This window comes from Methanomassiliicoccales archaeon (assembly GCA_038740345.1).
Lineage (GTDB): Archaea > Thermoplasmatota > Thermoplasmata > Methanomassiliicoccales > UBA472 > JAJRAN01.
Genome location: JAVYMA010000006.1, coordinates 1 through 13804, shown reverse-complemented (window position 1 = coordinate 13804; position 13804 = coordinate 1). Strand labels below are relative to the sequence as shown.

At 49.5% G+C, this 13804-nt stretch carries 17 protein-coding genes; 8 read left to right on the top strand and 9 right to left on the bottom strand.

Going from position 1 to position 13804, the window contains the following annotated elements; genetic code table 11:
- Window positions 1-7: 7 nt before the first annotated feature.
- From QW520_03110 to QW520_03100, 3 genes are all read right to left on the bottom strand, one after another.
- A complete protein-coding gene (locus QW520_03110; GenBank protein MEM0448794.1) occupies window positions 8-1537 on the bottom strand; it encodes an ATPase domain-containing protein in 1530 nt (509 codons plus the stop codon).
- An 8-nt stretch (window positions 1538-1545) separates the two neighbouring features.
- On the bottom strand, window positions 1546-2259 hold the full coding sequence (locus tag QW520_03105) for an ATPase domain-containing protein (GenBank protein ID MEM0448793.1): 714 nt from the start codon (window positions 2257-2259) through the stop codon (window positions 1546-1548).
- Between the two features lie 105 nt (window positions 2260-2364).
- Complete coding sequence (locus QW520_03100; protein MEM0448792.1) at window positions 2365-3069, bottom strand: anaerobic ribonucleoside-triphosphate reductase activating protein; 705 nt, start codon at window positions 3067-3069, stop codon at window positions 2365-2367.
- A 439-nt stretch (window positions 3070-3508) separates the two neighbouring features.
- Between QW520_03100 and QW520_03095 the strand changes: the two genes are divergently transcribed.
- Together QW520_03095 and QW520_03090 are read left to right on the top strand one after the other, a co-directional pair.
- Entirely contained in the window at window positions 3509-3973 is a 465-nt protein-coding gene (locus QW520_03095) for a hydrogenase iron-sulfur subunit (protein MEM0448791.1), read from the top strand.
- Complete coding sequence (locus QW520_03090; protein ID MEM0448790.1) at window positions 3957-5093, top strand: (Fe-S)-binding protein; 1137 nt, start codon at window positions 3957-3959, stop codon at window positions 5091-5093. The genes QW520_03095 and QW520_03090 overlap by 17 nt, the downstream gene beginning before the upstream one ends.
- A 123-nt stretch (window positions 5094-5216) precedes the next feature.
- Here QW520_03090 and QW520_03085 read toward each other — a convergent pair whose 3' ends face one another.
- Window positions 5217-5399, bottom strand: coding sequence for a hypothetical protein (locus QW520_03085; GenBank protein MEM0448789.1), 183 nt, complete (start codon window positions 5397-5399; stop codon window positions 5217-5219).
- A gap of 212 nt (window positions 5400-5611) precedes the next feature.
- Between QW520_03085 and QW520_03080 the strand changes: the two genes are divergently transcribed.
- Both QW520_03080 and QW520_03075 read left to right on the top strand, forming a co-directional pair.
- The gene (locus QW520_03080) at window positions 5612-6094 is read left to right on the top strand and encodes a 4Fe-4S dicluster domain-containing protein (GenBank protein ID MEM0448788.1); all 483 of its coding nucleotides are present in this window, start codon (window positions 5612-5614) and stop codon (window positions 6092-6094) included.
- A gap of 2 nt (window positions 6095-6096) precedes the next feature.
- Window positions 6097-6924, top strand: coding sequence for a CoB--CoM heterodisulfide reductase iron-sulfur subunit B family protein (locus QW520_03075; GenBank protein ID MEM0448787.1), 828 nt, complete (start codon window positions 6097-6099; stop codon window positions 6922-6924).
- On the opposite strand, the gene nadC is transcribed toward QW520_03075, so the two are convergent.
- From nadC to QW520_03060, 3 genes are read right to left on the bottom strand one after another with little or no spacing between them, the layout of a single operon-like run.
- A complete protein-coding gene (gene nadC / locus QW520_03070; protein MEM0448786.1) occupies window positions 6925-7767 on the bottom strand; it encodes a carboxylating nicotinate-nucleotide diphosphorylase in 843 nt (280 codons plus the stop codon).
- A 58-nt stretch (window positions 7768-7825) separates the two neighbouring features.
- Window positions 7826-9118, bottom strand: a complete 1293-nt coding sequence (locus tag QW520_03065) for an MBL fold metallo-hydrolase (GenBank protein ID MEM0448785.1) — start codon at window positions 9116-9118, stop codon at window positions 7826-7828.
- Between the two features lie 21 nt (window positions 9119-9139).
- Window positions 9140-9559: a secondary thiamine-phosphate synthase enzyme YjbQ gene (locus tag QW520_03060; protein MEM0448784.1), complete on the bottom strand. Its 420-nt coding sequence runs from the start codon at window positions 9557-9559 to the stop codon at window positions 9140-9142.
- A 235-nt stretch (window positions 9560-9794) separates the two neighbouring features.
- Here QW520_03060 and QW520_03055 point away from each other — a divergent pair, with 235 nt between their 5' ends.
- The 4 genes from QW520_03055 (at window position 9795) to pcn (ending at window position 12721) form a co-directional block, all read left to right on the top strand.
- Complete coding sequence (locus tag QW520_03055; GenBank protein ID MEM0448783.1) at window positions 9795-10157, top strand: helix-turn-helix transcriptional regulator; 363 nt, start codon at window positions 9795-9797, stop codon at window positions 10155-10157.
- A gap of 407 nt (window positions 10158-10564) precedes the next feature.
- Window positions 10565-11530: a hypothetical protein gene (locus QW520_03050; protein MEM0448782.1), complete on the top strand. Its 966-nt coding sequence runs from the start codon at window positions 10565-10567 to the stop codon at window positions 11528-11530.
- Window positions 11531-11602: 72 nt separating this feature from the next.
- Complete coding sequence (locus tag QW520_03045) at window positions 11603-11917, top strand: transcription factor S (protein MEM0448781.1); 315 nt, start codon at window positions 11603-11605, stop codon at window positions 11915-11917.
- Between the two features lie 66 nt (window positions 11918-11983).
- Window positions 11984-12721, top strand: a complete 738-nt coding sequence (pcn, locus tag QW520_03040; protein MEM0448780.1) for a proliferating cell nuclear antigen (pcna) — start codon at window positions 11984-11986, stop codon at window positions 12719-12721.
- A gap of 2 nt (window positions 12722-12723) precedes the next feature.
- Here pcn and QW520_03035 read toward each other — a convergent pair whose 3' ends face one another.
- A complete protein-coding gene (locus tag QW520_03035; protein MEM0448779.1) occupies window positions 12724-13500 on the bottom strand; it encodes an HD domain-containing protein in 777 nt (258 codons plus the stop codon).
- 64 nt (window positions 13501-13564) lie between these two features.
- A partial coding sequence (locus QW520_03030; GenBank protein ID MEM0448778.1) for a hypothetical protein occupies window positions 13565-13804 on the bottom strand: 240 nt, incomplete at its 5' end.

Here is a 13804-nt window from a genome sequence, read left to right as displayed (position 1 = left end):
TTACCAGCTAATTGCCGCGATCTACCAGGGGAAGGGAGAACTTGAATTCTTTTCCGGTGTGATAGAAAGCATAGTAGCGAGTGTCGTTTTGCAACCCTCGCATCTTGACGCAGCGGAGCCATCGATGCACCTTGGCATCCTCGAATTCCTTCAACAACATCTCAATCACCCCATCAGCCAGATAGGTTTCTCCCTGGGCTGAGCATTCTAGCGCGTTCAGGGGCTTTTCTGCTATCACCATAACCGTGATGCCCAATGACTTGAACCAGTCGAATAGGTCCATCATATTGGTGCGGTCGAATTCAAACTGGGCCATGCTCTTGAACGACTCCAATGAGTCGAGGACGAAGAGATCGAACGGCATTTCCTGATAAACATTCTTGACATAGCGCATGAGTATCTCACGCCAATCTCCCTTCTCTCCTACCATAGCCTTTCTAAGATCCACCATATCCACCACAATCATCCTGTCCTGAACAGGGGCGCGGGGCATGCCCATGCGTTCCATTTGACGTATTAAAGATTCCCGTTTCTGCTCCAATGAGAAGTACATTCCCCTTCTACCGTCCTTCAGGGCGGCATTGTACATGATATAATAGGTTAGGGTGGATTTCATGCTGCCAGGTCCTCCACTTACAATTACCACATGCCCTAACGGTATGCCTCCACCCAATATCTGATCAAGCCTCTGGTCGTGTGTCGAAAATACCTTCATGTCGAGGTCGTTTGGGGAGCACTTCCCCCTTTCCACTTCCTGGGCTATTTGGCATATGGCTTTCTGCACTAAAATGGGGTCAGCACTCGATTCTCGTTCTGCCAGAATCTTAGTCTGGAATTCCTTTTCACCTTCCTCCTCCCCTACACCGACTGAGAGGCTAGAGGCGGCGTTGATCAGTCCCTGCAGTGTTCTCAGCCTCTCCATCCTCTCCTCGATCTCTCGATCCAGCATCTCCCTCTGTAGCCGGCGTTCCTCCGTGATTTTCGCCCAATAGCTTTCGCTCATCTCCTTTAGGCGCCTAGCTTCTTGGATTAGGCCTGCATGCTCCTGGCCTGCAAGATGTGACGTTAATTCCTCAATGCGCCGCGACATTTCCTCCAAGGCCGTCTCCTTCTCTTTCAGCAAGCGCTCTCGCTCGCGCACCACGGCATCCTCTTGCTCGAAGCGTCTTAGCGCCTCCTCCAATGCTTTGGTGTCATTCTCAAGCTGTTCTACGGATGCCAGGATCGCCTTTTCCCTCTCCTCCAATTCTTTGGCCTTGTTCTCCAGCGCCTTCTCCCACTCCTCCAAATTCCGACGTTTGAGTTGATTCTCGGGGGATTCCGGATAGGAGATCGAAGATGGGTAGTCCTTAGTTGAGCGCTCGACCGTCTGCTTCAGCGGTTGCTCTAGCGAAGTCACGCTGGCGATTGCTCGAGGTAGCTCCGGTGCCTGGGGATATGAGGCATCTTTTTGCAATGGTTCGCCACACCGAAAGCATTGGGTGTCCTTTGGCCTAACACCCGAACCGCAGCGAGGACATTCGAAGCGCTTTGCCATCTAAATCCTCACTCTGAGATTACTTTTGTCACCTGGAACTTTCCATTGCTAAACAATAGGGAATAATAAGAGGGGTCATGATTCGTCTCTCGCATTTTCACGCATCTAATTCGCCTCTGCGTCTCTACATCCCTCACCACCTGCATTTTCAAGGTGATTATCCCATCTGACAGATATCCTTCGTCAAATCGGCCATCCAGCAAGCGCTCCCCCGAGGCTTCTGATATGAGAAAGATGGTAGCTTCAAGGTCTCTCATCCATTCGAAGAGGTAGAAGAGATCAGTACGTCTATTGGCGATTTCCGCCATCGTCTCCAGGACATCCAGCGAGTCGATGGCCAAGATGTCGAACTTGAGGTTTTCTTTTAGGTTGGAGAGATACCCTTTGAAGACCTGCATCCATGAGCCTCCAGTCGATACCTCCCGCAGCTTCTTACGTATAATGCTGAGATCCAGCACATGCAGGCGATCCTTGACCTTGTCCGTCCTCATGCCCATCTTTTCCATTTGACGCAGCAGGGATTCTCGGGACTGCTCTAAGGTCACATACACCGCAGTCATACCGTTGTCTAGCACATTATGATACATGAGATAATATGTTATCGAGGACTTCATGGTCCCCGGCGTACCCGCTACCAATACTATATGGTTGCCCGGTATCCCACCTTCAAGAATCCGGTCGAAGCCCTCAATATAGGTCTTCAATCTCTTATCAACGTTCAAATCCAATCCTCCAATAAAGCCAGTCGGCAATACGCTTTGCGCGGAGAAAAAAATCAATGGCTGCCTACAAAAAGATATTGTCCTGAGTGCTCAATACGATAATCTTCAGGGTCCGCCTCGTATCACGATCTTCCGAACATAGGGTTTGCAGCGCTCAACTATCAGCTTGACTTGGGAATCGTCCAACGGCTTTAGGATACGAAGGTTGGGATCTATGGTATTGCGCGGCACGAAGTGCTGCAGCACATACTTTTTAGCGGTTCCGATATAAGCGGCCATGGCCTCATAGTCCTCCGGTTTTAAAAGAAGCGGTACCATGGTAGTGCGAAATTCGTAATCCACACCTGACTCCATTATAATGTCCACGGAGCGTTTTAATTTCGAAACATCCACCTTTACGTCTACTAGATGCTCATAGCGAGAGTCTAAGGGCGCCTTTATATCCATGGCTACGAAATCCAACAGGCCCGCCTGGATCAAATCCTGTAGCAAATCTGGATTCGAGCCGTTGGTGTCCAACTTGACGCCCAACCCGAGAGATCTCAAGGTGCGAATCAACTCAGTCAGGTCTTTGTGTATGGTTGGCTCCCCTCCCGTGACTACGACGCCATCCAAGAAATCCAGGTTCTCGCGAATGAATTCCTTCACCAATTCCAGAGGGACCTCCTCTAGCTTCTCTGGCTCCAGCACTAATTCCCTATTATGACAAAAAGGACAGCGGAAGTTGCAACCTGGAAGATATAACACAGCGGCGACTCGACCATCCCAATCGAGTAGGGAGGTGCGGTTGAAACCCGCAATTTTTAGCATCCTCAACTGCTAACATCTGCTTCCCTATAACCATAACTGCCGATTTTGCGCTTCTCTCCGATTGGGAAGATGCTACCTCGAGCATTTTGTATTCATTGCCATTTAATAGACCTTAATGAAAATTAGAAGCCTGCAAGGCAACAAGGAGATGAGCATTGCCAAGTCGAGGGTTAAAGAAAGTCAAGGGGTAAAGATAGTCATCCTTCCTTAGAACTACATTGGTTGTGCATTTGAGATGCTCATTGATACCATTGGGAATAAAGAGTAGATGTAGAGCATATGTTCGATTATAACCATTTCATAACACTGCTTAGGATGTAAAAGAAGAAGAGAGGTGGACGATTATTTCTGTGACTGATTATTGACGCTAAGCGATTGAGCTTTCAAGCGAACTTTTTTCAAGCGGTGAGACTGTCGGTGGTCCAGCAGGGGCGGATGAATGGAGAATTCACCTTTACCATCTCACAACTTCCAAGACAGGGAGGGTTCTTGGAATCCTAAGGTGGTGGCATTCTGCTGCAATTGGTGCGCCTATGCAGGAGCGGATTTAGCCGGAATGACGAGGAGACAATGCTCCACAAACGTGAGGATTGTGCGAGTGATGTGCTCCGGACGTGTTTCGCCTGGAATGATCCTGCGAGCCTTAATCTCAGGTGCGGATGGAGTCATGGTGCTGGGCTGCCATCCAGGTGACTGTCATTATCGAGGAGGTAATTTTCATGCCCAGAATAGAGTGACCATGGTCAAAGAGCTTTTAGCTCTGGCAGGAATCGAACCGTCGAGAGTGCTGCTACGCTGGGTTTCTGCCTCGGAAGGAGATCTCTTTGTTCAAACTGTCAACGATTTCGTGGCGAATTTACATCGATTAGGACCTTTGGGAGGGAGCGATGGATCTGCTGTCTAAACTGGAACAGAATGGTGCGAGAAAATGTGTGGCATGTGGTCGATGCACCTTCGCTTGTCCTGCATCGCAGATAGGGGGGGAGTTCTCTCCCCGCGGATTAGTAGAGAGGATGATATTGGAAGATAAGATTCCACCCGAGAAAGAGATTTGGCTCTGCATGACGTGCAAACAGTGCACACAAATATGCCAGTTCGGCGTGTCCTTCCATGAGTTGGTAAGAGAGGTTCGACCGACGCTTCTTACATCTCTACCCCCTGAAGAGAATCACGGTGGCATCCCTCGGGTCCTGGAAAGGCTTTCAGCTGTGCGCAAAATTAGGCCAAGCAGGCAGCGATGGATAACGTCCGGCATAGATATCGACCAAAGCTCAGATACCCTTTTTTATGTCGGATGCACACCGTACTTCGATGTCATATTCCGCTACCTTCGCCAGGACCTCTTGGAGATGCCTCGTTCCGCGATTAGATTGCTGAACGCCTGCGGTATCGCACCCCGAGTACTGATGCATGAGAGGTGCTGTGGCCATGACTCCTATTGGCTAGGGGATGTGGAAACCTTCCAGAGGCTGGCCTTTCTTAATGTCGAGGCCTTGGAAAGATCAGGAGTGAGGGAGATCTTGACTTTCTGCCCTGAGTGTATGATAACTTGGAAGCAACTTTATCCCAAGATGGTCGGGAAGCTGAGTTTTGATGTGAGATCTGTCACTGAGGTGGTGGCAAAGGCAATTGAAGAAGGAATTCTCAGACTTGAGCGCAACGAGGAGGTGTACACTTTTCAGGACCCTTGCCGACTGGGTAGGCATTCAGGCGTGTATGAACCTCCCCGCCAGCTTATCCGCAGCATCGGAAGGCTGGTGGAGATGCCTCGTTCCAGGGAGATGGCCGCTTGTTGCGGCAACTCGTCCTTTGTGAATTGCAATGCGATGACTAGACAGTGGCAGTTGCAGAGGGGTAAGGAAGCGCTGGCTTCAGGGGCGGATAGGCTCCTTACAGCTTGTCCTAAATGCCTTATTCATCTGACCTGTGGTCTCGCTGAGGGATGGGTGTCGATGGAGAGAAGAAGTATAAGGATAGACGATCTCTATGTTATTGCTGCTTCCAGATTAAGCAAGAAGGCTTAATCCACGCTTTTTAGAGTCAAGATTTCAATCAAACCGGCATATGGGAATGGATAGGATAACGCTAAAAAGAAATTTGCAGCATAGGAAGGGGTTTCGACCATCCTCAGAATTCAAGTAGACCCGCTAATCCTCCTCTTCCAGCTTTATCATCTGTTTCTTGGCCTTGATATGGCCTCCTGGGCCTCCGCGCTCATCGATCGCTTTCTGCAAGCATTCCTCCTTTTCGCATATGAAGGCGGCAAAAGCGAACTGCTTTGCCTGCTGGCCGCAGAATTGGCATTTCTCCGTCTCTATCCAATCTGTCATGCTCGACTGATGATATCATCTGTGATATGATATTTGTGGGAGAAACTTTTCGTAAGTTTCGGGCTGAGAGTTCATAACTAATCCAAAACTGGGAGTGAAAATCATCACGCAGAATCTTCGCCGAATATGATCCTTCAGGTTTAGCGTTCTTGTATCAATAAGCAGGAAATTGACATGCAAAATGACATAAGCCCCAGACAAGATGAAAGGTCGTGAAAAAGTCTTCATATGATACAGCTTTAGAAAGGGAATTACATGATTCATTATCTCACATAAACTTACGTAAGTGCCATCAATGTGGCCATTGCACGGGTGTATGCCCTTCCGCACGGTATGGTGGCATTAGACCACGGGAGATCATGGAACGGGCTTCCAAAGGGACCATGGACCTTAGGTTAGAGCAAGATATCTGGAAATGCCTGATGTGCAACTCCTGCTCAGAGCGTTGTCAGGTCGGTGCTGACCCCGCACATGTAATCACTTTACTGCGGAACGCAGCTGCCATTCGTGGCAATAGGCCTCCACATTTTGAGGAGGAAATGAAGCTATTTGTAAAGACCGGGATGTCCTTTCCTCGGACGGGGTTGACTAAAAAGCTGAGAAGCGAGTTCTCTCTACCCGAGCTGGAGGTGGATGAGAAGGTGATGGAAGAACTCAAGATCCTTCTCTCTTTAAGCAGATTAGGGAGGTTCTGATTTTGCCTTCCTACTTTCTATATGCTGGATGCCTTATATCCTCAAGACTTCCCTTCCTCGAGGCATCCTCAAGGTTCGTCCTTGATCGAATGGGAATCGATTATCTATCTTTTCCCAGAGCTACCTGCTGCGTAGAGCCAATTGGCCTACGCTCACTCGGTTATGATGCTTGGCTGATGTTTGTTGGCAGGATGCTCTCAATCGCCTCGACTGAAAGGAGGGATGTCATCTCCCTGTGCAACGGATGCTTCCTTTCATTCAAGGAGGCAATCCATCACCTAGAGCGAAAAGACGTCAGAGAGAGGATAAATAGAAATTTGGCGCAAATCGGACTGGAGTATCGGGGAGGGGTAGAAGTGAAGCATATCGCAGAGGTCTTAAAGGACCAGGGGGAGTCTGCTATCAATGCTTTGGTCAAAAGGCCTCTGAAGGAGTTGAGACTCGCTTGCCATCCCGGATGCCATTTGGTACGGCCTAGTAAATTGCTGCGTGTAGAGTCCTACTTTTCTCCTATGCTCCTAGGTAAATTCGCTGAGTGGATTGGAGCTCAAGTGGTCTATAATGAGCTTTGGCCTCGCTGTTGTGGAGGTGGCCTAGCTGGAATAGAGGATCGTATCTCTGAAGCCATTTTACGCGAGAATACAGAGCTTTTCAAGGCTTCAGGGGCCAACTGCATATTAACGCCTTGCCCCTTCTGCTTCCTGCAATTTGACCTGCGGCAGAAGCAGGGAATCCCTGTTCTTTTTCTGCCCGAAATGATCGCACTGGCCTTCGGGGCCTCAGCTGAGCAGATAGGGTTGAGGTATCATCGCACCAAGCTGGATTTCTAATCAGGCCTGCTGTTGTTGCGGCGGCTTGACCGAGGTTACCTCAAGATTGAAATGCATAGCCCTAGCTGAATGCGTTATCCACCCCAATGAAAGTATGTCAGCGTGCTTAGCATAGTGCGGCGCGGTCTCAGGGGATAGGCCTCCGGACACCTCCACCAAGGCCTTCTCGTTGAGCCTTTTCACGGCCAAATAAGCCACTTCTACCTGTTCAGGGCGCATATTATCCAGCATGATTATGTCTGCCCCTGCTTTGGCCGCTTCCACCGCCTGCTCTACCGTCTCTACCTCTACCTCCACTTTCTTGCTAAAGGATACGCTCTTGGACTTGGAGATGGCCTGAGTTATGGAACCGACCACACGCAGATGGTTGTCCTTTATGAGTATGGCATCATCTAAACGGAAGCGATGCGGATCCCCTCCGCCCATGGCCACAGCCTTCTTCTCATAATAACGGAAACCGGGTGTGGTCTTCCTGGTCGCAGCTATCTTTATGTGGGGATTGTATTTGCGACATTCCCGCAAAATGTTGTTCGTAGCTGTGGCCACGCCGCTCATCCTCATCAGGAAATTGAGCGCAAGGCGCTCTGCCAGCAGGATTTTCTTTAGCGGCCCCTCCACCACCAACACGTCCTCACCCTTGGCCACCCTCTCCCCATCCCGCGCCATGGGGAAGGTATTCACCCCAACTTCCCTGAAGACCTCGATGGCCTCTTCCAGGCCTGCCAGGAGGCAATCCTCATTGGCCTTGATGCGGGCAGAACCAATCTCATCCCCGATAAGGGTCTCGCTGGTAATGTCCCCGAACCCTATATCTTCCTCGAGGTACTCGCTGATCCTGCTCATTAGGTTGAAAATAAGGTACGGTGAATATAAACATACTCATCCTCAGGAGGGGTGGAAGTTAGATCTCGATCACTTGGTCTGTCTTGGGGAGGATGACGTTGAACTCCTTCTCCAGCTCCTTGGCTAGGAGTTGGGGCTGGTCCGAGTGCATCAATATCACGTTCTCTGGCTCGCATCCACGAATGAACCTTAAGAGCTGCTCATGATCGGCGTGCGCGGAGAGGTCGAACTGTTCCACCTGGCACTTGACCTTTATCCTCCTTGTCTCGACTGGCCCTAATATCTCCTCAGGGCTCCGGTTGCGCGACTCTTCTGTCAGGACCTCTATCTCGCCGGTTTCCTTCAGTAGCCTACCATTCGACTCAGGAACCTGATATCCAGTCATGAGGACGGCAGTTTTGGTATCGTTCTGGAAAGCCTCTATATACTCTAGCACTGGCCCGCCGTCCAGCATGCCTCCGGTGGTGACTATGACGTCCGCATCCTTCTTGACCTTCCTTCGATCGGATGAGACACGAACGGCGCGGAAGCGGTTGAACGCTTTCTTGAAATCTTTGACGTTCAGATGAGCTGCGGCATCAAGGTAGATGCGATTGACATGCTTGCCCATCCCATCTACCCACATGTTAAGCTTCAGGTCCTTGAGGAGGAGCATGACCTCTTGCGTACGGCCTACGGCAAAGCAGGGTATGATAGCCTTCCCACCATTATCCACTACTTCTTTGACCTTCTCGATGAAACGGTGCTCTTCCTTGAGTCGTGAATTGAGATGGTTGCGACCTGCATAGGTTGCCTCAATGAATAGGTTGTCGCACTTAACTGGATTTGCTCCCTTGACGAGGCGTGTAGATATGGTATGGAGATCTCCCGTGAACAAGGATGTCCTGACCCCATTAATCTCGAACATAGCTGCACCTGGGATGTGCCCAGCCCGGTGTAGTTTAACCTCGAACCCTCCCCAATCCAGGGATTGACCGAAGTCCTCAAGGATAAACCTGGACATGGCTAAACGGATGTCCTCAGGCTCGAAAGGACGCCTATACCCTTCCATATCAGCGATCTTTATGGTGTCCTGCCAGAGTAGCTGGGCTACCTCTTGGGAGGTGTTGGTCGAGAGTATTCTAGTCTCTGGATTCTCCCGGCATAGCCAAGGGATCATACCGCAATGATCGAGGTGGCTATGGGTTAAGAGGACATGATCTATATGGTGAGGAGGAGGTAATGGTGGCGTTGGCGCTTCCTTGGGCCGCAACTTCAGCCCATATTCTATTAGGGCGCTGGCTCCTCCTTCCTCGATGTATGCCCCTATCTTTCCAACCTCTTCTGCCCCTCCAAGGAATCTGAATCTCATCTCAATCCGTCCCGAACAATTCTATTCGCCTACTATCTGAATGACCACTTTTCTTTCTCTCCCATTAGTATCCAGTTCCATGAGCACCACCTGCTGCCAAGTCCCCAGGTCCAATTTTCCTTCCTGAAACGGCAGGGTGACAGAGGGACCTAGGAACGAGGCTCGGAGATGGGAGTGGCCATTCCTATCATTCCAAGTTTTGTGATGCTCATAATCTATCTCCTTAGGGAGTATGCGCTGAAGAGCATCCTTCATATCCTTCTCCAGGCCAGGTTCATGCTCCATGGTGAAAATGGCGGCTGTAGAGTGCATGACGAAGGCGCAGGCCAGACCTTCTTTCAAACCCGATGCCTGCACAGCGTTTTTGATCTCTCCCGTGATGTCTTTAATGTCTCCCTCATGCTGGGTGCGCAGATGCAAGATCTTACGGAAGACTGCCATGCTATTCTAGTTGGCTAATTTACAACATCTATATGCCATTATCGGTGCGGGGAGCATTATAGTGATATATGGCCCTTCGGAAAGTGTTTTATATCGAGCGAGAGTGCCAACGATATGCCAGAGAGGTTTGGAATGGAGGAGTGGAAATTAACAGAATTGTTCGGAGCCTCTCCCTTTTAGTGAGAAAAGTTTTAATTAATTAATTGTTAAATCAAATAACCAGAATCAAATGCCCGTGAATGAATACGCGCTTGGAAGATTTTCTAGAGGAGGAGTCCGTTCAGATCCAGAAAAGGTGTGGCTCCAATCGAGTTACAGAGTAATGCTGATCAAAGAAGGGATAGAGAAAGCAGGAAGCATTAACAAACTAGGTAGGGAGCTGGGGTATCGCTCCCGCGTGCATCCTGGGTGGTCCATAAGACAAATATTGTTGGGATACCAACCTTTCCCCTTGGAGAGGTTGAAGAAGCTGGCTCAGTTCCTAGGCACTCCTATGTCGGAGATAATGGAACACCAAGCAAGGCCAGGGTCTGTTACCGTGGAGAGCACTCGCGACGCCTTGATACAGCATGGCTTATTTTGTTATTTCCCTCGTTGACTTCGGCCAGGGGTATTTTCCATGTAGAGTTTTCTGCCAAACTCATCCTAATTTCCATCTTGGATAATATCGATTTCCTCCCAATGGAATCAAGTTGCCACTTCAATATCAGTCTAAAAAAATAAAATGAAAGTTTTCATGCGCATGCGGAGATTCTACCAGCATAAGCGTGTCCCGCGATATGCCATTAGCTTAAGGTAAAGGTCGCCCTCGTTATACACTTCCAAGTCGGGGCCGACAAGTAGATCTATTCGATGAAGAAAGGAAAGGCCAGGAATAGCGCTCACGTTAAAACGGATATGGCGTATGAACATTTCTTGGCATGAGGCTGCCTCCCAGCTAAAGGGAAAGTCATTTATATTGACTGATTCATAATCACTTTGTCGGACAGTCGTCCGACTGAAGGGATGGGGTTGCGATTCGGCAGGAGCAAGAAGGAAGAGCGGACAACTTATTCCCTGCTTAGGAGCGGTGTCTATCGTCTCCATGATGTGGAGGACGAGGAGATCGAGAGGATCCGCGGGGCTAAGGTAGCATATAGCTTCTGGAGTGCAGCAAAGTACACCTTCATATTGACTGTGCTTTTATGGTGGCTGCCTGTTTTTGGGCAAATGATTGCTGGATATGTAGGAGGAAGAAGAGCCGGCACCCCCGGAAGAGCCATCGTAGCAGCTCTCATGCCTCTTGTTTTCATCTTCGTCATCTCCTATGCATTCGATTCTGGACTAATCCCAAGCCAGATAGATGGCATCGTCATAGATCCTGAAGCTTTGATTAATGGTGCAGGCCAGAACATACCCTTCGTAGGGCCATATCTGGCCTTCGCTACCATGTATATCAAATCCTGGATGGGAGCAGTGCAGTCAATCACCTTACTCAAGGTGGATAATTACATCGTGACCATCGCCTTCGCCTACATTGGCGGAATAATCGCCGACCAGACAAGAAGAGAGATGGAGTTCATAGCCATGCACAGCGGTCATGAGACCAACATAGTCGTGGGGCGAGAGGCACCGTTGGACCAAGCTCCCCCCAGAGCTAGAACTCTCAGATACACTTCTCCCTCTCGCCGTGTGGAGCAGGTCCCTAGCTTTGAAGACCTTAGCCCTTTGGAGGGCAGCGCCTCTTTCGAGGATGAGGCGGAGGTTCCAGTCCGAATCAGCAAAAAACGAATTGGTAATGATGGTCGATTAGAGAAGAAAGATGTCAAGAAGAACATCAGGCTTATGAAAAAGGCTCAACAAGAGGTAGAGCGAAAAGCCAAACCCGCATCCAAGGGTCATATGAGTGGTTTGGTGGAAAGAGCGAGTAAAAAGTCTCCGAAGGTGAAATCTGCGGAGCAGGAATCTCCCGGTGGATGGGAGTACATTTAAGGCTAACAACACGGGCTCCGAGCTCGAAGGTATTAAATATGACCATTTTTTACTCGGCCTAGGCGCTTTACGATGAAATACTGTCCCTCATGCAGATCATTGATGATACCCGATAGGAAAAGTGATAAGTTCGTGTGCAAGAAGTGCAATTGCAAAGCGGACATGGAAAAAGATATTTGTAAGACTGTCAAGGTCTCAGAAGTGCGTCAGAAGGAGATGGCCGTAATCGATGGAAACGCGCCTACCCTCCCTAAGACCGCAGTCGAATGCCCCAAATGCGGTCATAACGAGGCCTATTGGGTGCTTAGGCAGACGCGCGCCGCCGATGAGCCTGAGACCAAGATATATCGTTGTGTGAAGTGCTCCTCCTCTTGGCGCGAATATTAGGTCCAGAGTTTACGGTTCAGATAATATTTATTAAACCCGTAGCGATTATCCAACGAAGGGGATTCTTTGTTTCAAGCCAAGGTTAAATCTGAGACGCTCAAGGGCATCGTCGATGTGGTCTCTACCCTAGTGGACGAAGCTAAGTTCAAAGTAGATGCCAAAGGTGTAGCCCTTAAAGCCGTAGATCCTGCTCATGTGGCAATGGTTGATTTGAAGATCGAAAAAAGCGCCTTCGACGAATATGCCGCCAATGATACGGAGCTCGGCATAGACTTGGACAAGATCAAAGAGGTTTTGCGGCTGTCCCGTAGTGGAGATGTGATCACGCTAGAGCAAGACGAAGATAAGAATAGATTGGTGATTAATGTTGGTAATGTGACGAGGCGCATGAATCTGGTCGATACCACGGGTATGTCTGATCCTAAGGTTCCGAACCTCAGCCTTCCCGCCAAAGTGGCAGTGGCGGCAGAAGAGCTGCAGAAAGGCATCAAGGCCGCGGAGAGCATATCCGACCATATCGCCTTGATGGCAAAGTCTGACGGCTTTGAAATGGTCTCTGAGGGGGATACTGATTCGGTTTCATTGAAGCTCTCAAAGGATCAATTGGTCTCGTTGGAATGCAAGGAAAGCGTAAGGTCTCTTTTCCCATTGGATTACTTCTCCAATATGGTCAGGGCCATCCCCGCGGGAACGATTGTGACCATGAGTTTGGGGAATGATTACCCCGTCAAGCTGGAGTTTGCTATAGCTGATGGAAAGGGCACTGTAAATTATCTATTGGCTCCACGAATAGAATCGGATTGAGGTCATATCCTCAATTCCTCTATTATCCTCTTCTCTTCCTTGGGGACTTGCACCACTATTGTAATCTTATCACGAATTGACGTTTTAGCGATTTTGTCTCTCAATAGCTCATCGATTTGGAATATACCGGCGGAATTGTTCATGCATATCTCCACCTTTATCGGTCTCTCCTCCCCTTTGGTGATCCTCACCTTGTCTATGGCCAGGGCGGATACTGAGTGGATGTTCACGCTTCCCGTTTTGAATGGTATACGAGCCCTGCCCTTCTCCATATCCAAGGCATCGGCAACTCGCACTACACTGGCCTCTAGGGTTAGGGGTTCGAGGTCGCTGCGATGCGTAATCATGGCGTGCAGTACCTCTACCAAAATAGCAGTCATGTCCGGCTCCTCATATATGCCAGCTAAAATCCGTCGCACCACACCGGGCGCCAGAGCGACGGAGAACTCTTCATGGTTATCACGGTGCACCGCGTGACCTATATCATGCAGGGCCGAGGCGAGAAGCACGACCACTTCTGCGTCCTCATTCTTCATGGCATAGCTCTTGACTATGTCTGGTACTTCCCCAGCATCAATGAGGAGACGAAGCATCTTCAGGGCTGAACGGGCCACTATGCGTACATGCATCGGGCCATGATCGTTATAGCCTAAACGATCTATGGCTGTGACGTTACTCGCCCTCCAGTAGGTCCTGAGCTCCGCATCATTGTTGATGCGCTCAAGAATCTGGGAGAGCTTCGCATTGCCATGCAGAGGCACCTCTAAAGCAATCACCATAATCACATGCAGCCCTGAACGACCATAAAAGGCCATCGTCGGGAGAGTAAGGACTAGAAATCATTCAATCCAATCTTCTCCAATAACCCACTAATATCATTAACATGAAGAGAGCTAAGATCAGGCCTAACAGATGAGACGTCAAACCACCATCAGCAATGCCTATGGCCGTATCCCGTGGACTTGCTTCATGGACCTCAGAAGAGGTCCGATCAATTTCCCCTGGTAAAGTTCCCCTATCTCGCAGACGGTCGGAACCCGCTGACGTATCATTCTCATCTGGTCCATTTTGGCAAATTTTATC